Origin of the sequence: Kitasatospora papulosa (assembly GCF_000717245.1) — a bacterium.
In the GTDB taxonomy this organism is placed as follows: Bacteria; Actinomycetota; Actinomycetes; order Streptomycetales; family Streptomycetaceae; genus Streptomyces; species Streptomyces papulosus.
In genome coordinates this window covers 225,342-246,177 of sequence record NZ_JNYQ01000005.1, presented here as the reverse complement: position 1 = coordinate 246,177, position 20,836 = coordinate 225,342, and the positions used below count along the sequence as shown (strand labels likewise).

The 20,836-nt window shown below is 72.5% G+C and carries 15 protein-coding genes; 6 read left to right on the top strand and 9 right to left on the bottom strand.

The window, feature by feature from the left end:
- Positions 1 to 115: 115 nt before the first annotated feature.
- The 3 genes from IA22_RS0118375 to IA22_RS0118365 all read right to left on the bottom strand — a co-directional run bounded on the left by IA22_RS0118375 (position 116) and on the right by IA22_RS0118365 (position 4,541).
- Positions 116 to 1,675 carry a serine/threonine-protein kinase gene (locus tag IA22_RS0118375; protein ID WP_014155831.1) on the bottom strand — a complete coding sequence of 520 codons (1,560 nt, stop codon included), beginning with the start codon at positions 1,673 to 1,675 and terminating at the stop codon, positions 116 to 118.
- Complete coding sequence (locus IA22_RS0118370) at positions 1,672 to 2,334, bottom strand: hypothetical protein (RefSeq protein WP_030124195.1); 663 nt, start codon at positions 2,332 to 2,334, stop codon at positions 1,672 to 1,674. The genes IA22_RS0118375 and IA22_RS0118370 overlap by 4 nt, the downstream gene beginning before the upstream one ends.
- 98 nt (positions 2,335 to 2,432) lie before the next feature.
- Positions 2,433 to 4,541: an N-6 DNA methylase gene (locus tag IA22_RS0118365; RefSeq protein ID WP_030124194.1), complete on the bottom strand. Its 2,109-nt coding sequence runs from the start codon at positions 4,539 to 4,541 to the stop codon at positions 2,433 to 2,435.
- Between the two features lie 196 nt (positions 4,542 to 4,737).
- Between IA22_RS0118365 and IA22_RS0118360 the strand changes: the two genes are divergently transcribed.
- A complete protein-coding gene (locus IA22_RS0118360; RefSeq protein ID WP_030124193.1) occupies positions 4,738 to 5,556 on the top strand; it encodes a DUF4352 domain-containing protein in 819 nt (272 codons plus the stop codon).
- Between the two features lie 183 nt (positions 5,557 to 5,739).
- Here IA22_RS0118360 and IA22_RS0118355 read toward each other — a convergent pair whose 3' ends face one another.
- Positions 5,740 to 6,477 carry an HNH endonuclease family protein gene (locus tag IA22_RS0118355; protein ID WP_051694813.1) on the bottom strand — a complete coding sequence of 246 codons (738 nt, stop codon included), beginning with the start codon at positions 6,475 to 6,477 and terminating at the stop codon, positions 5,740 to 5,742.
- Between the two features lie 107 nt (positions 6,478 to 6,584).
- Positions 6,585 to 7,451, bottom strand: a complete 867-nt coding sequence (locus IA22_RS0118350; protein WP_030124191.1) for an SCO6745 family protein — start codon at positions 7,449 to 7,451, stop codon at positions 6,585 to 6,587.
- A 105-nt stretch (positions 7,452 to 7,556) separates the two neighbouring features.
- Between IA22_RS0118350 and IA22_RS0118345 the strand changes: the two genes are divergently transcribed.
- Complete coding sequence (locus IA22_RS0118345) at positions 7,557 to 8,141, top strand: TetR/AcrR family transcriptional regulator (RefSeq protein WP_015577491.1); 585 nt, start codon at positions 7,557 to 7,559, stop codon at positions 8,139 to 8,141.
- Here the strand turns inward: IA22_RS0118345 and mfd are convergent.
- The 3 genes from mfd to IA22_RS0118330 form a co-directional block, all read right to left on the bottom strand.
- The gene (mfd, locus tag IA22_RS0118340) at positions 8,119 to 11,649 is read right to left on the bottom strand and encodes a transcription-repair coupling factor (protein ID WP_030124190.1); all 3,531 of its coding nucleotides are present in this window, start codon (positions 11,647 to 11,649) and stop codon (positions 8,119 to 8,121) included. The two genes, IA22_RS0118345 and mfd, sit on opposite strands and share 23 nt — an antisense overlap.
- Before the next feature lie 326 nt (positions 11,650 to 11,975).
- Positions 11,976 to 14,558 (bottom strand): ABC transporter permease, encoded by a 2,583-nt coding sequence (locus IA22_RS0118335; protein WP_030124189.1) that lies wholly within the window; start codon positions 14,556 to 14,558, stop codon positions 11,976 to 11,978.
- Positions 14,555 to 15,343 (bottom strand): ABC transporter ATP-binding protein, encoded by a 789-nt coding sequence (locus IA22_RS0118330; RefSeq protein ID WP_014155822.1) that lies wholly within the window; start codon positions 15,341 to 15,343, stop codon positions 14,555 to 14,557. Before IA22_RS0118330 ends, IA22_RS0118335 begins: the two co-directional genes overlap by 4 nt.
- Positions 15,344 to 15,681: 338 nt before the next feature.
- On the opposite strand from IA22_RS0118330, the gene IA22_RS0118325 reads away from it, so the two are divergent.
- The 4 genes from IA22_RS0118325 to IA22_RS0118310 all read left to right on the top strand — a co-directional run bounded on the left by IA22_RS0118325 (position 15,682) and on the right by IA22_RS0118310 (position 19,886).
- A complete protein-coding gene (locus IA22_RS0118325) occupies positions 15,682 to 17,298 on the top strand; it encodes an MFS transporter (protein ID WP_030124188.1) in 1,617 nt (538 codons plus the stop codon).
- Positions 17,299 to 17,453: 155 nt separating this feature from the next.
- On the top strand, positions 17,454 to 18,257 hold the full coding sequence (locus IA22_RS0118320; RefSeq protein WP_030124187.1) for an alpha/beta fold hydrolase: 804 nt from the start codon (positions 17,454 to 17,456) through the stop codon (positions 18,255 to 18,257).
- Positions 18,254 to 19,534, top strand: coding sequence for a PP2C family protein-serine/threonine phosphatase (locus tag IA22_RS0118315; protein ID WP_014155819.1), 1,281 nt, complete (start codon positions 18,254 to 18,256; stop codon positions 19,532 to 19,534). The genes IA22_RS0118320 and IA22_RS0118315 overlap by 4 nt, the downstream gene beginning before the upstream one ends.
- A gap of 1 nt (position 19,535) precedes the next feature.
- Positions 19,536 to 19,886, top strand: a complete 351-nt coding sequence (locus tag IA22_RS0118310; RefSeq protein ID WP_014155818.1) for an STAS domain-containing protein — start codon at positions 19,536 to 19,538, stop codon at positions 19,884 to 19,886.
- 11 nt (positions 19,887 to 19,897) lie between these two features.
- Here the strand turns inward: IA22_RS0118310 and IA22_RS0118305 are convergent, their stop codons facing one another.
- Positions 19,898 to 20,794, bottom strand: a complete 897-nt coding sequence (locus IA22_RS0118305; RefSeq protein WP_030124185.1) for a coiled-coil domain-containing protein — start codon at positions 20,792 to 20,794, stop codon at positions 19,898 to 19,900.
- Positions 20,795 to 20,836 lie beyond the last annotated feature (42 nt).

Below are 20,836 nucleotides of genomic sequence, written 5' to 3'. Positions count from 1 at the left end.
TGTTAGGCAGTGGACGTGATTCGGGCCACTGCTTCGACCAACGATTTCCGGACCGGTCAGTGTGGGGTCGGGGACGAAATCCCTTCAGTTCCGCCCTTGTCGGCCGTCCCGCCGCTCACCTCGACCCGCGGACGTCCTGGTGGTGGACCAGTTGGCGGCGGAGCTCCACGGGGAGCGCGTGGTGCGGCCCGTAGGCGCGCTCCGTGTCGTACAGCAGGGCCTGCAACTGGCCCCGGCCCGCCGTGTGGTCGCCCATGCCGAGCAGGAGGTGGGCGATCCGGCGGCGGATGTCGAAGGCGCGGCCGGGGCCGGTGGAGGTCGCGTAGCCGTTCTCGTAGAAGGGGAGGACCCCGCGGTACTCGGCCAGGGCGGCGGCGGGCTCACCGAGCTGCTCCAGGCACTGCGCGGCGTCGTAGCGGTACTGCAGGGTCTGGGGATCCGCGGGGCCGGCCTCCGCAGCGCGGTCCTCGGCGAGGCGGCGGAGTTCCGGGAGGGCGCGGCGGTACTGGCCGTCGTCCATCAGCGTCGCCGCGTACTGCTTGCGCAGGATCCGTACGACCGGTGAGTGTTCGCCGTGCTCCTGGGCCGCGGCGGGCAGGATTCCGCCGAGGACGTCGACGGCCTGGGTGATGCGGCCCTCGCCGAGCAGGCGCTTCACGTCGTCGACGGCCTTCGCCACATCGGGCCTGGCGGGCGGTTCCTGGGGCGGGGCCGGTACCTGCCGGCCGGGGACGGGCGGCGCCGGCGCCGGGACGGCCGCCCGGTCGGGCCAGGGGGCGTGCGGGCGGAGGAACGGGCGGGTCGGGTCGAGGGGGCCCGAGGGCGAGCCGCCGGCGGGCAGCAGGGGCCGCAGGGACTCGTAGACCTCCTGGGCGGAGGCCGGCCGGTGCTGCGGGTCCTTGGAGAGCAGCCGCAGGACGAGGGCTTCGAGCGCCTCGGGGACCTCGGGCCTGAGGTGACGGACCGGGAGGGGCGGCTCGTAGAGGTGGCGGTGCAGGACGCCCAGCGCGGTGGACCCGGCGAACGGCACGTCCCCGCTGAGGAGTTCGTGCATCAGGACGCCGAGGGCGTACAGGTCGGTGTAGGGGCCGACCGCGCCGCCCATCGCCTGTTCGGGCGCCATGTAGGCCGGGGAGCCGATCGGTGAACCCGTGTGCGTAAGGCGGGTGGTGTCGGTGTCCATCACGGAGGCGATGCCGAGGTCCAGCACCGTGACGGTGCCGTCGGGCTTCACCATCGCGTTGCGGGGCTTGAGGTCGCGGTGGACGATCGGCACGGCGTGCACCGCGGAGAGCACCGCGCACAGCTGGGCGGCGACCGCCACGGCCCAGGGCCACGGGTAGGGGTCGTGCTCGGCGAGGTGGTCGGCGAGGTCCGCGCCCTCGACGTACTGCATGACGAGGTAGAGGTCCTCGCCGTCGCTGCCCGCGTCGTGGACCGTGACCAGACCGGGGTGGTCGACCTGCGCGGTCACCCGGCACTCGCGGACGAAGCGTCGGCGCACGTCGTCGGCGGCCTCGCTGCCGGAGGGGCCGGCGACCCGGTCGGGGCGCAGGAGCTTCACCGCGACCCTGCGGTCGAGGCGCTGGTCGTACGCCGTCCAGACCTGCCCCATGCCGCCTTGGCCGAGAATCGTCGCCAGTGCGTAACGCCCGGCGATGACACGTCCGTTCACCGGCCGTCACCCTCCTTGCGGAGGTAGTCGCTCAGCTCGTCGAGCTCGGCGCGCACCTGGTCGAGACGCTGGGGCGAGGCCGGCCTCGAACCGCCCGGCGGCGGGGTGGGGGTGGGGCCCTGGTGCGGGACGGGGCCCTGGTGCGGGACGGGCGGGTAACCGTAGGCGGGTGCCATCGGCGGATCGGGCACGGTCCGCCGCGGGGCGTACCCACCGGCCGGGAACGTCGGTGCCGCCGGGTGCCCACCGCCGTACGGGCCGGTGCTCGGGCCCGCGTACGGAGCTCCCCGGGTGCCGCCGTAGGGGCCGAAGTGCCTGATCTCCGTGTACAGGTAGTAGGTGACCGTGCCGACGAAGACGACCAGCGCCCAGGACAGGGTGATGACCGCCTGCCCGTCCGTCAGCACCTCTTCCTCCTCCGGCAGCGTCCCCAGGTACGCGAGGAGGCCTATGTTCAGTGCCAGCACCAGACCGAACAGCCACCAGTCACGCTGCTTGCGGGTGACGACGGCCAGCCGCAGCATGGCGGCCCAGGCGAGGAGCCCGCAGCTCAGCAGGGCGAGCGCCACGAAGACCACGCGCAGCGTGACCAGCGTGGCCGAGGACGGACGGCGCGTCGGCTGCTGCTGCTGCTCCGGCGGATAGCCGTAGCCGTGCATGTGCTGCTCCCGGAGGGCGTGGGTCGGACGTGTGCAGTGAGCGTATACACCGACACGGACATCAGGTCCCGGGTTGTGCGCAACCGTTGTGCTTCACGTCACTCCGGCGCGACCGATCCGTCCGTCAGGCCGTCGTACATCCCCTGCACCAGCTGTCCGCCGAGTCGTCCCGCCTCGCGGAGCGCGTCCTCGAACGCGGCGAGGACGCTGAACCGCTCTCCGTAGCGCCGCTGTTCGTCCAGCGGGAGCCGGGGCACCTGGATGCGCCGGGCGTCGAGCCGGGTCGCGGTGGAGGCGTAGCTGCTGGCCTGCCGGTTGTTGGCGGTGCCGCGCAGGAAGCCCGCCAGGAACCAGGGGTCGAGGGCGGCGGGATCGGGCCGCAGCAACTGGAGGTTGCGGCCGAGCACGGCGCCCGCGGTGGCCTCGTCGACGACCCTGGCGACGGATCCGCCGCCGACCACGGGCACGACGACGTCGCCGGGTTCCAGGAGGAGCGGCTCCTCCTCGGGTGATCCCGCCGGTACGGAGGGTGTACCGCTGGGGCCCGTGCCCGCGAGGACGTCGTGCTCGGTGAGGACGGGTGCCGTGCCGCTGCCCGCGCCCGATCCGGTGCGCAGGTGCAGGGCGCCCGCGCGCGCCAGTTCACCGACCGTCGTGACGGGCCGCCTGGCCTGTTCGCCGGGGACGGCGGGCGGTGGCGTGAGCCGGGCGGTCAGCCTGAGGGTGTCGTCCAGCCGCTCCCTCACACGGGCCAGCTCGGCCGCGTCGCCGCCGGTGGCCGGGGGCGGGAGATGGCGGGCGGGGGCCAGGTCCACGTCGTCGTCGAGGAGTTCGATGACGGGAACGGCCCTGCTGGTTCCGGGGCGTTCCTCGACGGGCTCGCGGCGCCCCGGTGCGTCGAAGGGCGTCCACGCGTCGAGCACCGCGCCGCGCACGGCCGGCCAGTCCAGCCGGTCACGGCCGGCCGGGGCGCCGGACGCCTCGGACTCCGCGGCGTCGACGACGAGCAGTTCGGGTGCCGGGGGCCGGCCGGCGCCCGGCTTGCGCAGGACCCAGATGTGCAGCGGGATCCCGTACGGGGGCGCGGCACCGGCGGGCAGGGCGATGACGGCGCGGAGGGCTCCGCGCCGCAGCAGGTCGGCGCGGATACGGCGTCCCGAACGGCGTGAGGCCGCGGCGGGGGGCATCAGCACCACTGCGGTCCCGCCCTCGCGCAGGTGCGCGAGGGCGTGCTGCACCCAGGCGAGTTCGGACTCGGTGCGGGCGGGGAAGCCGTACTCCCAGCGCGGGTCGTAGGCCAGGTCGTCATGGCCCCAGTTGCGCTCGTTGAACGGCGGGTGGCAGAGCACCGTGTCCACCGTGAGCCCGGGGAAGGCGTCGGTGCGCAGGGTGTCGCCGGTGCGTGCCGTGAGCGTGGGCGCGTCGGCCCCGCTCCCCTGTGTGTGGAGGGCGAGGCGGAGCGCGGTGAGGGCCGACAGGCCGGGGTCGGCCTCCTGCGCGTACAGGGCGGTGGGCCTGCCGACGGCGCACAGCAGGGACCCCGTTCCGGCGGCGGGGTCGAGGACCGTGCGGGAGTCGCTCCCGCCGCCCCGCCGGGCGGCGTCCCCGGCCGGCTGCGCGAGGTCAGCCATGAGCTCGGCGAGCCCGGGGGGCGTGAGCGTGTACTGACGTGGGTTGGCGTCCAGTTGGCGGCCGAAGAGGAAGTCGAAGGCCGGCCGGGTGCCGGCCTCCGCGGCGAGTTCGGCCGTGGCGCGCAGCAGCGGCACGGACGGCAGGAGGGCGGAGGCCGTGGGCGTGGGGACCGCCCGCCCCTCCCCGAAGCGGTTCGTGAGGACGTGGTCGAGCGCGACCGGCAGCACCTCCGCCATCCGGGCGTCCGAGACCGCGGCCATCTCCAGCCAGGCCGTGGGCCTGTCCCGGACGAGCAGCAGGGCGCACCCCGCGTGGACCAGTGCGGTCACGGCCCCGTCGGGGTGGCCGGACAGCTGCTGCCAGACCCGCTCACGCAGGGGGACCTCGGCGAGCTTGCCCTGGTCGCGCAGCCACTGTTCGACCTCGGGGAGCGCGAAGGACGGGCTGGCCTCCGTACCGCCGACAGGTTTCGGGAAATCGGGGTGCCGACGGCGCCAGTTGCTGACGGCCGCGCGGCCCACGCCCGCGAGCCTGGCGATTCCGGCCGCGGTCACCTCTGTCGAGCTATCCGGCACTGGCCTGTCTCCCGTTCCGCGCACGTCGGTTCGCCTGCTGTGTGTGGGCGAGCATACCGATTCCCCCGCTCCGCCGGTTCACGCAGTTTTCCATGTTGACTCGGTTCACAGTCGATGGTCTTATTGACCCGTAGCACAGAACGTCGCACCGAACTGCTCCGCTCACACTCCCCGTTCGTCACCGAAGGGCACAGCCATGTCCCAGCACACGCAGCCTCAGCAGCCGTACGCCCCCGCGCAGCCGCCGGGCTCCTCGCCCGCCCGCAACGGCCTCGGCATCTCGGCCCTCGTCCTCGGCATCATCGGGACGGTCTCCGGGCTCATCCCGTTCTTCTTCTGGCTCGCGGGGATCCTCGGCCTCATCGCGCTGATCCTGGGCCTGGCGGGCCGGGGCCGCGCCAAGCGGGGCGAGGCCACGAACAAGGGGGTGACGACGTTCGGTGCCGTCCTCGGCCTGGTCGCGCTGATCCTGTCGGTCGTCGGAGCCGTCCTGACCTTCAAGGCCGTGGACGAGGCGGTGACCGACATCAACAAGGCGGTGGCCGACAGTTCGGCCTCCGCGAAGCCCGCCGCCGAGGGCGGGGCCGCGGCCGGAGGGGCTGCCGGCGGGACCGAAGGCAAGGACGACGTGCTGAGGGAGGGTGACTCCGCCGCGTACGACGACGGTCTGGAGGTCACCGTGAACGCCCCGGCCTCCTACACCGCCGACGAGTTCGCGATCGGCCACACCAAGGGCAACAAGGCCTACACGGTCTCGGTCGTCATCGAGAACAAGGGCAAGGAGAAGTACGACGCGACGCTCGTCACCGTCGACGCCCGCGCCGGGGAGGACGGTGTGAACGCCGAGCAGATCTTCGACGGCAAGGTCGGCGAAGGCTTCTCCGGGACCGTGCTGCCCGGCAAGAAGATCACGGCGACGTACGCCTTCGACGCCCCGGCCGACGCGAAGGGCCTGACCGTCGAGGTCGGCCCCGGCCTCGACTGGGACGCGAGCCAGTGGGAGCTGAAGCTCTGAAGGGCCCCGGCCCCGCCCGCACCGCGGGCTCGGCCCGCAGATCTTTCGCCCAGGGCCTCCCCTCCGGACCGCGCACGGTCCGGACCGGAGGCCCTACGGGCCGGCCCCGCACCGGACGGCCCTTCACGCGGTGGCCCTTCAAGGTCGCGGCGCCCGCCGCGGCACCTCCCGGGGCACCGCGGCTCAACGTGCCGGCGCCTCCGTCGGGTTGCCGCCCGCGACGAGCTTCTGCTGAGGGCAGCCGGCCAGCACGTCCTTCATGGCGTCCAGTTCCGCCTGCGTGACCCACAGCCCGTACTTCTTCTTCACCGAGACCTGCCCCGCGACGTACGCGCAGCGGTAGTCCTTGTTCGGAGGCAGCCAGGTCGCGGTGTCACCGTCCCCCTTGCGGCGGTTGGTGGACGAGTCGGCGGCCACCAGGTTCAGCGGGTCGTTCGCGAACGCCCGCCGTTTGCCGTCGCTCCACTTCTGGGCGCCCTTCTGCCAGGCGTCGGAGAGGGCGACGAGATGGTCTATGTCCACCTTGCTGCGTCCGCGCTCGAACGAGATGCGGGTCCCGGTGTACGGGTCGGGATCCAGCACACCGCTGAGCACCTTGCAGCCGTCGGCGTCCCGGGACACGTCGTCCAGCTGCTCGGCGAGGATGTCGTCGCGGGTACCGCAGCCGTTGCGGTCGGTGTCGATCCAGGCCGACCCGAACGCGTCCCGGTCGTACCCGGTCTTCGGGGCCCGGCCCTTGACGGTGAGGCCTTCGGCCGCCTGCAGCGCGCTGCCGCCGGGCGCCGGCGCCGCCTCGGAACGCGTGGGGTCGGGCAGTTCGTCGAGGGAGTCGCATCCGGTCAGGGCCAGAGAACCCGTCAGGGCCACGGTCGCCAGGGCGAGGAAACGGTTTCGGGGGCGCGCTGCGTCAGAAGGCTTCACAGCGAACCAGACTAGGCGTCAGGCCGGATCCGCGGCACGGGGCAGGCACCCACGCCCGCCACGGCTCCGGCAGGCCTCGGCGTCCCGGCCCTCCCCACGCTCCCGGTTCACACCTTCCCGATGCCCAGCGTGTTCTCGGACGGCAGCAGTCCCGAGCCGATCACGTCCACCCACAGGGGCCCGAGCAGCTCCGACAACCGCTCACGCTCCGCCGCGTCCAGCGCGGCCCACGGGCCGGCGGCCAGTTCGTCCGTACGCCGTTCCACGTCGGCACGCAGCAGGTGTCCGGCGTCCGTCGCCGTCCCGTCCTCCTCCTGAAGCCCGCGCTCCATCAGACGGCCGCCGCCCGCCGACCACTCCGCCTCGCTCCATCCCCGGCTCGCGAAGACCTCCGGGCGGGCGGCGCCGACGGCGGCGAAGGAGACCAGGGACTCCACCGGATCGAGGCCCGCCTCGATCAGCGCCGTCACATGGCCGTCCCCCCGGTGCTCCCGCAGGATCGTCGCCGCGTGCCAGAGCGCCACGTGCGGCTCGTCGGGCCAGGGCAGCGCGGCGGCGGCCGCGGCGAGGGGGCGTCCGGTCACGTCCGCCGCCGACGCCGCCCGCCGGGCGAGCTCAGCCGCCTCGGCGAGCTCGGGGCCGTCCACCCGGTCCCCGAACAGCGCCCGGTACGCCCGGTCGACCGCTCTCGCCCGGGCCGCGAGCACGGCGTCCGGGAAGGCGACGGACCAGACGGCCGGCACGTACGCGCCGACCATGCGGGGGCTGAAGCTGTGGAACGTCCCGGTCACCCGGTCCGCGTCCACCGCCCCGAGCGGCGCGGCACGCCAGGCGAAGTAGCTCGGCCATCGCTCGTCGGTGGCGTATCCCAGCGCCGCCGCCTCCTCGAAGGCCTCAGGCGCGTAGTAGACGACGGCGTGCAAGGGCTCGCACAGGTGCCACATCCGACGCACCCGACCCGACTCGTCGGACATCTCCCGACCTCCCGCTCCCCGGTCAATCTTGTCAGTGACTAGATGTTCAGGGTGCGCCCGTCCCGCGAACTTGTCAATGACTAGATTCCGCGTACCGTACGTCCCATGACCACCGAACGCGCCTACCACCACGGTGACCTGCGACGGGCCCTGCTCACCGCCGCCCTCGACGCCATCGCCCAGGAAGGCCCCGACGCCCTCTCCTTGCGCGACCTCGCACGCCGCGCGGGCGTCTCGCACGCCGCACCGGCCCACCACTTCAAGGACCGCACCGGCCTGCTCACCGCCGTCGCCGCCGAGGGGTACGCGCTCTTCGCGGACGCCCTGGCCGAGGCCCCCGACCTCCAGGAACGAGGCGTGGCCTACGTACGGTTCGCCGCCCGGCACCCGGCCCACTTCCAGGTGATGTTCCGCCCCGAGCTCCACCGGACCGACGACACGGCACTGCTCACGGCGAAGGCACGCGCCACGGACGAGCTCCGCGCCGGTGTCGACGACCTGACCGACGCGGCCCGGGGCGAGGACGCCCGGCTCGCGGGCATCGCCGCCTGGTCACTCGCCCACGGCTTCGCCACCCTGCTGCTGACGGGCAACCTCGACGGACCGGTCGACGGGAAGGACCCCGCGGAACTGTTCCGGTCCGTCGCCGGATTCCTCTTCCGCCCTCCTACGACCCCAGGATCGTCGTAAGGAACTCCCCGGTCCACGAGAGGAGTTCGCGCCCCACCACCGGCTTCCCGCCGATCCGCCCCGCGGTCGGGCGCGGTACCAGGATCTGACGCGTGGCCGGCTTGAAGATCGTCTTGGGGTGCAGCCGCTTCAGCCGCAGCTCCTGCGACTCGCGCAGCTCCACCGGCGCGAAGCGGATGTTCGGCCCCTGCAGCACGATCTCGCCCACCCCGCAGGCCCGGGCCAGCATCCGCAGGCCCGCCACCAGCAGGAGGTTCTCCACCGGCTCCGGCAGCTTGCCGTAGCGGTCGGTGAGCTCCTCGCGCACCGCCCGGATGTCGTCCTCCGAGTTCGCGGAGGCGATGGCACGGTACGCCTGGAGGCGCAGCCGCTCGCCCGGGGCGTAGTCGTGCGGGACGTGCGCGTCGACCGGCAGCTCGATCTTGACCTCCAGCGGCGGCTCCTCCTCCACCCCGCCGTCCACGGCGGCCCGGTAGTCCGCCACCGCCTCGCCGACCATCCGGATGTACAGGTCGAAGCCGACCCCCGCGATGTGGCCGGACTGTTCACCGCCGAGCAGGTTCCCCGCGCCGCGGATCTCCAGGTCCTTCATCGCCACGTACATGCCCGCGCCCATCTCGGTGTGCTGGGCGATCGTCGCCAGACGCTCGTGCGCGGTCTCCGTCAGCGGCTTCTCCGGCGGGTACAGGAAGTAGGAGTAGCCCCGGTCCCGGCCGCGGCCGACACGGCCACGCAGCTGGTGCAGCTGCGAGAGCCCGAAGTTGTCGCCGCGCTCCACGATCAGCGTGTTGGCGTTCGAGATGTCGATACCGGACTCGACGATCGTCGTCGAGACCAGCACGTCGAACCTCTTCTCCCAGAAGTCGACGACGACCTGCTCCAGCTGGCTCTCGCCCATCTGCCCGTGCGCCGTCGCGATCCGCGCCTCGGGCACGATCTCGCGCAGCCTGGCCGCGGCCCGGTCGATGGACTCGACCCGGTTGTGGATGTAGAAGACCTGTCCCTCACGCAGGAGTTCACGGCGCACGGCCGCGCCGATCTGCTTCTCCTCGTACGGCCCGACGAACGTGAGGACGGGGTGCCGCTCCTCCGGGGGCGTCGTGATCGTCGACATCTCGCGGATGCCCGTGACGGCCATTTCGAGCGTACGGGGGATGGGGGTCGCCGACATCGTGAGTACGTCCACGTTGGCCCGGAGCTTCTTCAGCTGCTCCTTGTGCTCGACACCGAAGCGCTGCTCCTCGTCGACGATGACCAGACCCAGGTCCTTGAACTTCGTCTCCGACGAGAACAGCCGGTGCGTGCCGATGACCAGGTCCACGGACCCGTCCTTCAGCCCCTCCAGCGTCGCCTTCGACTCGGTGTCGGACTGGAACCGGCTCAGTGCCCGCACGTTGACCGGGAACTGCGCGTACCGCTCGGTGAACGTGCCGAAGTGCTGCTGGACCAGGAGCGTCGTCGGCACGAGCACCGCGACCTGCTTGCCGTCCTGGACCGCCTTGAAGGCCGCGCGCACCGCGATCTCCGTCTTGCCGTACCCGACGTCACCGCAGATCAGCCGGTCCATCGGGACGGACTTCTCCATGTCCTCCTTGACCTCGGCGATCGTGGACAGCTGGTCGGGCGTCTCGGCGTACGGGAAGGCGTCCTCCAGCTCACGCTGCCACGGGGTGTCCGGCCCGAAGGCGTGGCCGGGCGCCGCCATGCGCGCCGAGTACAGCTTGATCAGGTCGGCGGCGATCTCCTTGACCGCCTTCTTGGCCCGCTGCTTCGTCTTCGTCCAGTCGGCGCCGCCGAGCCGGTGCAGGGTCGGGGCCTCGCCGCCGACGTACTTGGTGACCTGCTCCAGCTGGTCCGTGGGGATGTAGAGCCGGTCGCCGGGCTGGCCGCGCTTGGCGGGGGCGTACTCGACGAGGAGGTACTCGCGGGTCGCGCCCTGCACGGTGCGCTGGACCATCTCGATGTACCGGCCGACCCCGTGCTGCTCGTGGACGATGAAGTCGCCCGCCTGCAGGGTCAGCGGGTCGATGGACTTACGGCGCCGCGCCGGCATCCGTCCCAGGTCCTTGCTGGCGGTCCGCTGCCCGGTCAGGTCCGTCTCGGTCAGCACGGCCAGCTTCAGCGCCGGATCGACGAAGCCGTGGTCGATCGCCCCGCACGAGACGTGGACGAGCGAGGGCGCGAGATCGGCCAGGTCCGGGTCGAGCCTGGCCGCGATGCCCTCGCCGCCCAGCACCTCGACCGTACGGGAGGCCGGGCCCTGCCCCTCCGTGACGTACACCGTGCGCCAGCCCTCGGCCAGCCACCCCTTGGTGTCGGCGAGCGCCCGGGCCGTGTCGCCCCGATACGCCTCCGGGGCGTGCATCCCGAGCTTCAGGGTGTCCCCGTCCAGCTCCTCGTCGGCGGCGAACGGAGAGGTGGACCACCACATCATGCCCAGCTCACGGGCCCTCTCACGGACGTCGGCGATGCCCCACAGGGACGCCGCGCCCACGTCGATCGGGGCCTCTCCCCCGCCCGCGGTGGCCGCCCAGGACGCCTGGAGGAACTCCTGGCTGGTCGCCACGAGGTCCGCCGCCCTCGTCCGCACCCGCTCCGGGTCGCAGACCAGCGCCATCGAGCCCTTCGGCAGGACGTCCAGCAGCAGCTCCATCTCGTCGACCAGCACCGGGGCCAGCGACTCCATGCCCTCGACGGCGATGCCCTCGGCGATCTTCCCCAGCAGCTCGCCCAGCTCCGGGTGCGCCTCGGCGAGGGCCGCCGCCCGGGTGCGCACGTCCTCGGTGAGCAGCAGCTCACGGCAGGGCGGGGCCCACAGTCCGTGAGCGGCGACCTCCAGGGACCGCTGGTCGGCGATCTTGAAGTAGCGGATCTCCTCGACGTCGTCGCCCCAGAACTCGACCCGGAGGGGGTGCTCCTCGGTCGGCGGGAAGACGTCCAGGATCCCGCCGCGCACGGCGAACTCCCCGCGCTTCTCGACCAGCTCGACACGGGCGTACGCCGCTGCCGCGAGCGCGTCCACGACCTCGCCCAGATCCGCGGTCTGCCCACTGCTCAGCGCCACGGGCTCCAGGTCGCCGAGGCCCTTGACCTGCGGCTGGAGCACGGAACGCACCGGTGCGACGACGACCTTGACCGGGCCGGTCTCCGGGTCGTCCGGCCGGGGGTGCGCGAGCCTGCGCAGCACGGCGAGACGGCGGCCGACGGTGTCGGAGCGGGGCGAGAGCCGCTCGTGGGGCAGGGTCTCCCAGGAGGGGAACTCCGCCACGGTGTCGGGGGGCAGCAGGGTCCGCAGCGCCGCGGCCAGGTCCTCGGCCTCGCGGCCGGTGGCGGTGACGGCCAGCACGGTGCGTGCGGCCTCGCGGGCCAGCGCGGCCACGGCGAAGGGGCGTGCGGCGGGCGGACCGACCAGGTCGACGTGGGCCCGGTGGCCGTCGGATGCGGCCTTCACCGCTTCGGAGAGCGCCGGGTCGGTGACGACGACGTCCAGCAGACCGTGCAGGCTCATGAAGGGTTCCGTCCGGTGGGGCGAGTGAGCAACGCGAAGGACCCGACACGTGGGACGGGCCGGGGTGTCCAGCGTACGACGCCGGTGTGTCACTCGCGCGAGGGAACGCCGTTGTCCGTACGGACGCAGCGGCGGCGGGCCGGCCCCGGCCCGGCGGTCGGTCCGTCTCCGGCCCGAAGGACTGACGGGCGTCACCCGCGCCACATGGATCCCCCCGTACGCGACGTGCCGGTCACGCACGCCCGCACCGACGGCCGGACGCGGTCCGGCCCCGGGCGCTCGGAGGAGCGCCCGGGGCCGGATCCGTCAACCTGAGTCCGGCGCCGTCACCCGTCCGTGGCGATCGCGTTCAGGACGTTCATGCGGCCGGCACGGAAGGCCGGGACCAGCGCGGCGAACAGTCCGACGAAGGCCGAGGCGACGAAGACCGTGATGATCGTCGGCCACGGGATCTCCAGGACGCCGAGCCCCTCCAGGGCCAGCAGCTTCTGGGCCGAGGTGCCCCAGCCCATGCCCAGGCCGAGTCCGAGCAGCGCGCCGAACAGGGCGATCACCACGGACTCCAGCCTGATCATCCGGCGCAGCTGGCGGCGGGAGAGACCGATCGCGCGCATCAGGCCGATCTCGCGGGTCCGCTCGACGACCGACAGGGCCAGGGTGTTCACCACACCGAGCACCGCCACGACGATCGCCAGGGCGAGCAGGCCGTACACGATGTTCAGCAGCTGGCCGACCTGGTCCTTCAGGTCCTCCTTGAAGTCGGCCTGGTTCTGCACCTTGTACTGCGGGTACGCGGCGAGCTCGCTCTTGAGGGCGGCGTACGCCTCCTTCTCCTTGCCGTCCTGCGCCGTGGCGAACATGATCATGTTCGTGGGCATCCTGTCGGCGGGGACGTAGCGCTCGGCGGTCGTGGTGTTGATGTACATCGCGCCCTGGTCGACGGTCGTGTCGTCCGAGGTGATCGCGGCGACCTTCAGCTTCGCCGTCCCGCCGGCCTTGAACGCGACGGTGATCTCGTCCCCCGCCTCGATCTTGTGCAGGGCGGCGTAGTCCGAGCCGACCGACATGGCGTTCTCGCCGTAGGCCTTCGCCAGGTCACCGGCCACGGTCGTGCGCCGCAGGTCCTGCGGGTAGGTCGGGTCGGCGGCGGTGACGTGCTCGTCGACGGTCGAGCCGTCGGGGTTGGTGAGCTTCGCGGCGAGCACCTTGTAGTCGGTGACGTGCTCGATGCCCGGGACCTTCTTGATGGCCTCGGCGGCCTGCGGGACGATCAGCTGGCCGGTGTTCGACTGGACGATGAAGTCCGTGCCGACCGACTTGTCCAGCTCGTCGGTGGCCGAGGCGACCATGGACGAGCCGACGACGGAGAGGCAGGCGACCAGGGCGAGGCCGATCATCAGGGCGGCGCCGGTCGCTCCCGTACGGCGCGGGTTGCGCAGCGCGTTGCGCTCCGCCAGGCGTCCCACCGGGCCGAACAGCCGCAGGACGACGAGGCCGAGGACCCGGACGACGCCGCCGGCGAGCAGCGGGCCGATCACGATGAACCCGATCAGGGTGAGGACCACGCCGAGGCCCAGGTAGAGCGAGCCCTCGCTCGCCTCGTCGGCCCGGGTCGTCGCCCACAGGGCGGCGGCACCTGCACCGGTGAGGACCAGGCCGAGCACCGCCCGGATCCAGCCGGACCTGGTGTCCGCCGGGGTGCCGGCGTCGCGCAGGGCGGCCATCGGGGAGACCTTGCCGGCCCGTCGGGCCGGGACGTACGCGGCGAGGACGGTGACGACGATGCCGAGCGCCAGCCCGATCGCCGGGGTCGTCCAGGCGATCGTGAGGTCCCGGGTGGACAGTTCCATGCCGATGGCGCCCATGAGCTTCATCAGCCCCACGGCGAGGCCGATGCCCGCGGCCACGCCCAGGACCGATCCGACGACGCCCAGCAGGACCGCCTCGACGAGCACGGACCGGTTGACCTGCTTGCGGCTGGAGCCGATGGCCCGCATCAGGCCGATCTCACGGGTGCGCTGGGCGACCAGCATCGAGAACGTGTTGACGATCAGGAAGATGCCGACGAGGAAGGCGATCCCGGCGAAGCCGAGCATCGCGTACTTCATGACGTCCAGGAACGAGCCCATGGAGTCCTTGTTGGAAGCCGCCGCCTCCTTCTGGGTCTGCAGCTTGTACGCCGCCGGGTCGCCCAGGGCAGCGGCGACGCTCTTCTTCAACTCGGCGTCGCTCACGCCGGGTCCGGCGGTGACCGAGATGTGCGAGAAGACGTCGGAGGCGCCCAGCAGCTTCCGCTGTGCGGTGGCGGTGTCGAGGTAGACGACGGCCGCACCGGGGTTGGTGACGGTGAACGCGGCGATCCCGGAGATCCTCGCCCTGATGTCACCGGTGACGGAGATGGTGCGCACCTCGTCGCCGAGCTTCAGGTGGTGCTTCTCGGCGGTGTCGGCGTCGATCATCGCCTCGGTCGGGCCGCGCGGGGCGTGGCCGGAGGTGATCTCCATGGACCGCAGGTCGTTGTCGGTCCAGTTGCCCGCGATCGTCGGCGCACCGGTGTCGGACCCGAGGTTCTTGTCGTGGCTGTCGACGAGCGTGACGGCCATGCTGACGACCGCGCCCTCGGCCTTCCTGACCCCGTCCACGCCGGCGACCTCGGCCACGACGGACGCGGGGAGCGCCTCGGGCTTGCCGTTCTCCGGGAAGTCGTCGGCGTCGGCCGCCGCCTTCGGGCTGACCGTCACATCGGCGGACGTCGCCGCGAAGAGCTTGTCGAAGGTGGTGTTCATCGTGTCGGTGAAGACGAGCGTGCCGCACACGAACGCCACCGACAGCAGGACGGCGACGGCGGAGAGCGCCATCCGCCCCTTGTGCGCGAGGAAGTTGCGTCTCGAGGTCTTCCACACGGTCATGACGTCCGCCCGCGCGCGTCGAAGTCCTTCATGCGGTCCAGGACCTGCTCGGCCGTCGGGTTCTGCATCTCGTCGACGAGGGAGCCGTCCGCGAGGTAGATGACGCGGTCCGCGTAGGAGGCGGCCACCGGGTCGTGGGTGACCATGACGATGGTCTGGCCCAGCTCGTCGACCGACGTGCGCAGGAAGGACAGCACCTCGGCACCGGCCCGCGAGTCCAGGTTCCCGGTGGGCTCGTCACCGAAGATGATCTCGGGACGGGCGGCGAGCGCCCTGGCCACGGCGACGCGCTGCTGCTGGCCGCCGGAGAGCTGCGTGGGGCGGTGCCCCAGCCGGTCGGCGAGGCCGACGGTCTCCACGACCTGACGGAGCCAGTCGGCGTCGGGCTTACGGCCGGCGATGTCCATCGGCAGCGTGATGTTCTCGATGGCGTTGAGCGTGGGGAGGAGGTTGAACGCCTGGAAGATGAAACCGACCCGGTCCCGTCGCAGCTGCGTCAGCTTCTTGTCCTTCAGGCCCGTGATCTCGGTGTCGGCCAGGTGGATCTGCCCCGAGGTCACCGTGTCCAGGCCAGCCAGGCAGTGCATCAGGGTCGACTTGCCGGACCCCGACGGACCCATGATCGCCGTGAACTGTCCGCGGGCGATGTCGACGTCGACGTGGTCGAGCGCCACGACCCGGGTCTCCCCGGCACCGTACGCCTTGACGACCTGCCGCGCCCTCGCCGCGACGGCCGTACGCCCTCCAGTGTCCCCGTGCCTGGGAATGGTTACAGCCGTTGTCACGGTTTTTCTCCTATGTCGGTCGATGCGCGGACGTCTCTGTGTACGTTCCGAGTCTCTGGTGGAAGGGGGTTCCGGCGCGCTGGTGCCCGGGCCCCTCTTCGAGGGGGGCTACCCCCACCCCGTTCCCTGTGGCCGGCCACCTCCGCGATGTAGGAACACCGTAAGGAGCGGGGCCCCCGCCTCTCGTCCTCCGGCGGGAGGAACGGCCCCTGGACCCGACTACGTAGCTCCCCCTAGGGGTTCGGGCCCCCGGGACGGGCCCCGGGTAGGGGTCTCACACTTCGGCCGACGACTCCCGCGAGGCCACGGGCGGTGAGACAGTGACCCCCAGGAAATAGATGCATAGGGAAGGGACCCCGGTGGGCGGCACGGACGGCATCGGCGACACGGACAGCCCGGAAGCGGTGCACGGCGCGGCCGCACCGGACGGGGCACCTGACACGGCCCGCGGCCGCCGCCCGGTCGCCGCGGCGCTCATGCTCGGCATGGGCCTCGCCGCCATCGACGGCACCATCGTCGCGACGGCCGTCCCGCAGATCGTCGGCGACCTCGGCGGATTCTCCGTCTTCTCCTGGCTGTTCTCCGGCTACCTGCTCGCCGTGACCGTCACCCTGCCGGTGTACGGGAAACTCTCCGACACCTTCGGCCGCAAACCCGTCCTGATCGCCGGGATCATCCTCTTCCTGGCCGGCTCCCTGCTCTGTGCCGCCGCCTGGAACATGGCGGCGCTCATCGCCTTCCGCGTCGTCCAGGGACTGGGCGGCGGCGCCCTCCAGGGAACGGTGCAGACCATCGCGGCCGACCTGTACCCGCTCAGGGAACGGCCCAAGATCCAGGCGAAGCTGTCCACCGTGTGGGCGACCTCGGCCGTCGCCGGCCCCGCGGTGGGCGGGCTCCTCGCCGCGTACGCCGACTGGCGCTGGATCTTCCTGATCAACCTGCCGGTCGGCGCCGTGGCCCTCTGGCTGGTGGCCCGCCACCTCCACGAACCCGCCCGGCCGCGCCCCGTGACCCGCCCCCGCGTCGACTGGGCGGGCGCCCTCGCGGTCTTCGCGACCGGCGCGCTCCTGCTGACCGCGCTCGTCCAGGGCGGAGTCGCCTGGCCCTGGCTCTCCGCCCCCTCGCTCGGGCTGCTGGGGGCGACCGCCGCGCTGGGCGCCCTCACCGTCCTCATCGAGCGCCGCGCCGCCGACCCGGTCATCCCCGGCTGGGTCTGGCGGCGCCGCACCATCGCCTCGGTCAACCTCGCCCTCGGCGCGATGGGGCTGCTCATGGTCGCGCCGACCGTGTTCCTGCCGACCTACGCCCAGTCCGTCCTCGGCCTCGGCCCGATCGCCGCCGGGTTCGTCCTGTCCGTGATGACCCTGAGCTGGCCGGTCTCCGCCGCCCTCTCCGACCGGGTCTACAACCGCATCGGCTTCCGCCGCACCGCCGTCATCGGCATGTCCGGGGCCCTGCTGGTCCTGCTCTGCTTCCCGCTGCTGCCCTACCCCGGTGCCGCCTGGCAGCCCGCCCTGCTGATGCTGCTGCTCGGTGCGACGCTGGGCCTCTTCCAACTGCCGCTGATCGTCGGGGTCCAGTCGACCGTCGGCTGGACCGAGCGGGGGACGACCACCGCGTCCGTCCTCTTCTGCCGCCAGGTCGGCCAGAGCCTGGGCGCCGCACTCTTCGGCGCCGTCGCCAACGGCGTACTCGCCTCCCGGCTGGCCGACGCCCCCGTCTCCGGACTCCCCGGCGACCTGGACGCGGTCTCGCACGCCCTGGAGAACCCCTCGGAGCTCTCCGCCGCCGCGACGGACTACCTGCGCAGAGCCGTCGACACGGCCGTCGACCACGTGTTCACCGGCGCCGCGGCCGCCGCCGCACTCGCCCTGCTGGTGCTCGTCCTCCTCGCCCCACGCCGCTTCCCGGTCCTGAAGGAGCACGAGAGCGCTCCCCCGGCGCCCCAGGACTAGCGACCGGCCCACCTCCGGGGGACCCCACCCGGGAACCTCTCCTCGTCGGCATCTCCGGGTGACGTACGCGCCGCCACAGCGAGCCGTCGCCTCCTCGATCCTCGCCGGGGTGCGCGGCGAGCCGAGGAGCGCTCCCGGAGTGCGAGGATGCCTCCATGGACATAGTCAGCAGGAACAACGTCACGGTGACGGGCCCCCACGACGCACCGGTACTCCTCCTGGCGCACGGATTCGGCTGCGACCAGAACATGTGGCGCCTGGTGGCACCGGCACTGGCCGGGGACCACCGCGTCGTCCGGTTCGACTACGTGGGGTCGGGGAAGTCCGACCTCGCCGCCTGGAGCGAGTCCCGCTACTCCACGCTCGACGGCTACGCCCGCGACGTCGTGGAGATCTGCGAAGCACTGGACCTCCGCGACGTCCGGTTCGTCGGGCACTCGGTCAGCGCCATGATCGGCGTCCTCGCGGCAGCCGCAGCACCCGACCGGTTCCACTCGCTGATCATGGTCGGCCCGTCCCCCCACTACATCGACACCCCCGGCTACCGGGGCGGATTCAGCGCCGAGGACATCGACGAACTCCTGGAGTCCCTCGAATCCAACTACCTCGGCTGGTCGGCCACCATGGCACCCGTCATCATGGGCAACCCGGACCGCCCGGAACTCGGCGAGGAACTGACCAACAGCTTCTGCGCCACCGACCCGGCCATCGCTCGCGTCTTCGCCAGGACCACCTTCCTGTCCGACAGCCGCGACCACCTCACCACGGTGAAGCTCCCCACACTGGTCCTGGAGTGCTCGCAGGACGTCATCGCCCCCAGGGAAGTGGGCGCGTACGTCCACGCCGCGATCCCGGACAGCCGCCTCGTCACCCTGGACGCGACCGGCCACTGCCCCCAGCTCAGCGCCCCCGAGGCGACCGTGGCCGCCATCACCGACTTCCTGGGAAGCCGTTCGTGACCTGCCGCACCGGACCCGGCCCGGACCTGCCGGAGGGCCGGCGGACCGCCCACACCGACGCCGCCTTCACCGCCCTCCTGGAGGACAGCGCGGAGGAGCTCTACGAGTCCGCCCCCTGCGGCTACCTGTCCACCCTCATGGACGGCACGGTCGCGAAGATCAACACCACCCTGCTGAACTGGCTCGGCCTCACCCGCGACGACGTCGTGGGCCGCCTGCGCTTCACCGACCTCCTGACCGTCGGCGGCAGGATCTACCACGACACCCACTTCGCGCCCCTCCTGCGCATGCAGGGCGGCGTCAACGGCATCGCCCTGGACATCCGACAGGCCGACGGCGGCCGGCTCCCCGTCCTCATCAGCTCCGTGACGAAGACCGACCACGACGGCCGGCCCCTCCTGATCCGCACGACGGTGTTCGACGCCAGTGACCGGCGGGCCTACGAACAGGAACTGCTCCGCGAACGCCAGGTCGCCGAGGAAGCCCGCCGACGAGCGGAGGAGGACCGCCAACGGCTCCAGGAAGCACTCGCGGTGCTGCAGAGCAGCCTTCTGCCCGCGCAACTCCCCCAGGTACCGGGCATGGAAGCCGCCTCGCACTACCACACCGCCTCACCGGACCGTCTCGGCGGAGACTTCTACGACCTCTTCCCCCTGGACGACCGGCGCTGGGCCTTCTTCCTCGGCGACGTGTGCGGCAAAGGCCCCCAGGCCGCCGCCGTGACCTCCCTGACCCGCTACACCCTGCGGGCCGCGGCCCTCCACAACCCGGACCCCGTGGCAGCGCTCACCACGCTCAACACCGTCCTGCACGAGCGGTACGCCACGGGCGACCCCCGCTACTGCACCGCCGTCTTCGGCGTCCTCGAACCCGAGGGCGACACCGTCACGGTCGAACTCGCCTCCGGCGGCCACCCCCCGGCACTCGTCCTGCGCCAGGACGGCCCCACGGAGTACCTCCCCACCCCCGGCGGACTCCTCGTCGGCATCATGCCCTCGGCCCCCTTCACCTCCGCACGAACCGTCCTGGGAGCGGGAGACACCCTGCTGCTCTACACGGACGGGCTCACGGAGGCCCGGACCGGCGAGAAACGCGAACTGTTCGGGGACGAAGCACTGCTCGACTTCGCGACAACCCTCACCGACACCGCACCCCGCCAGGTCGTCACAGCGATGACCGGCCTGCTCAACAGCTTCGGCGACGGCCTGGACGACGACACCGCCCTCCTCGCCCTCGGCGTACCCATGACCGACCCCACCCCTGCGAGCGACACCTGACATGAGCCCACTGACGACGACCGTCCACAACACCGGGACCGGACCGCTGCTCCGCATCGCCGGAGAACTCGACTACAGCACCGCCCCCGAACTCCGCGAACTCGTGACGGGCCTGCCCCTCGAACCGGGCCAGCGACTCGTGCTCGACCTCGCGCACCTCGGCTTCTGCGACTCCAGCGGCATCACCGCCTTCATCGTCGCCCGCAACCACGCCCTCGCCCACGACGCGGACATCACCCTGCTCGCCGCACCCGGCCCCGTCCTGCGCGTACTCCGCGTCACCGGGCTCGACCAGGTCTTCTCACTCGCCCCGGGCCAGGACGCACGGACCGAGCGGGCCGCCGACGGCTGACCCGCCCCGCGCTACTCCGCCGGCCCCGCGGCCACCCGGCCCGTCAGCGCCGCCAGCGAGCTGCGTACATGCGCCATGTGCGCCTGCACCTCCTCGCGGCCCTCCTCGTGCTCCCGCAGCACCCGCTCCGTCTCCCGCACCACACGCTCCTCCGCCGCCCTGGCCCCCGACACCAGCTCGGCCGCCCGCGCCTCCGCGTCCTCCTGGCCGTGCCGGGCCGCCTCCTCCGCCTCCGCGAGCTCCCGCCGCGCCCGCGCGAGCAACGCCTCCCCGCGCTCCGCCAGTTCCTTCTCACGCTCCGCCATCGCGGCATCCGCCCCGGCGATCTCCGCATCCGCCGCCTTGCCCCGCTCGGCGTGCTCCTGATCCTGATGCGCCAGCACACCGGTCGTACGGCGACGCGTCTCCGCCATCTCCGCCTCCGCGACCCCGCGCACCTCACCGGCCTCACGGCGCGCCTCCTCCACCGACGCCACCCCGGCGTCCCGCGCCGCCGCCAGCGCCTCCTCCGCACGGGCCTCCGCCGCGTCCCGGACGGCCCCCGCCTCCAGACGCGCCGCCTCACGGACCTCCCGGCCCGCCGCGTCCGCCGCGTCACCCCACTCCTGCGCGTCCTCCAGCGCCGCACCCCGCGCCGCGTCCGCCTCCTCCTCCGCCAACGCCAGGATCTGCCGCGCCCGCTCCCCCAGCGACTGATACGTCTGCGGCGCGAGCGAGGCCACCACCTCACCCAGCCGCGCCGACTCCGCGGCCAGCTCCTCCGCCAAGGCGGTCAGCCGCTCGATCCGCTCCAGGGCCCCGTCCCGCTCCGCCGACAGCGAGGCCACCACCCGGTCCACCTGCTCAGGACGGTAACCACGCCCCCGCACACCCACGAACCCGTACGCGGACACCGGTCCACCACTCATCCCTGAAGCCCTCTTTCCCGCTCGCCGACTCCCCGACCAAGA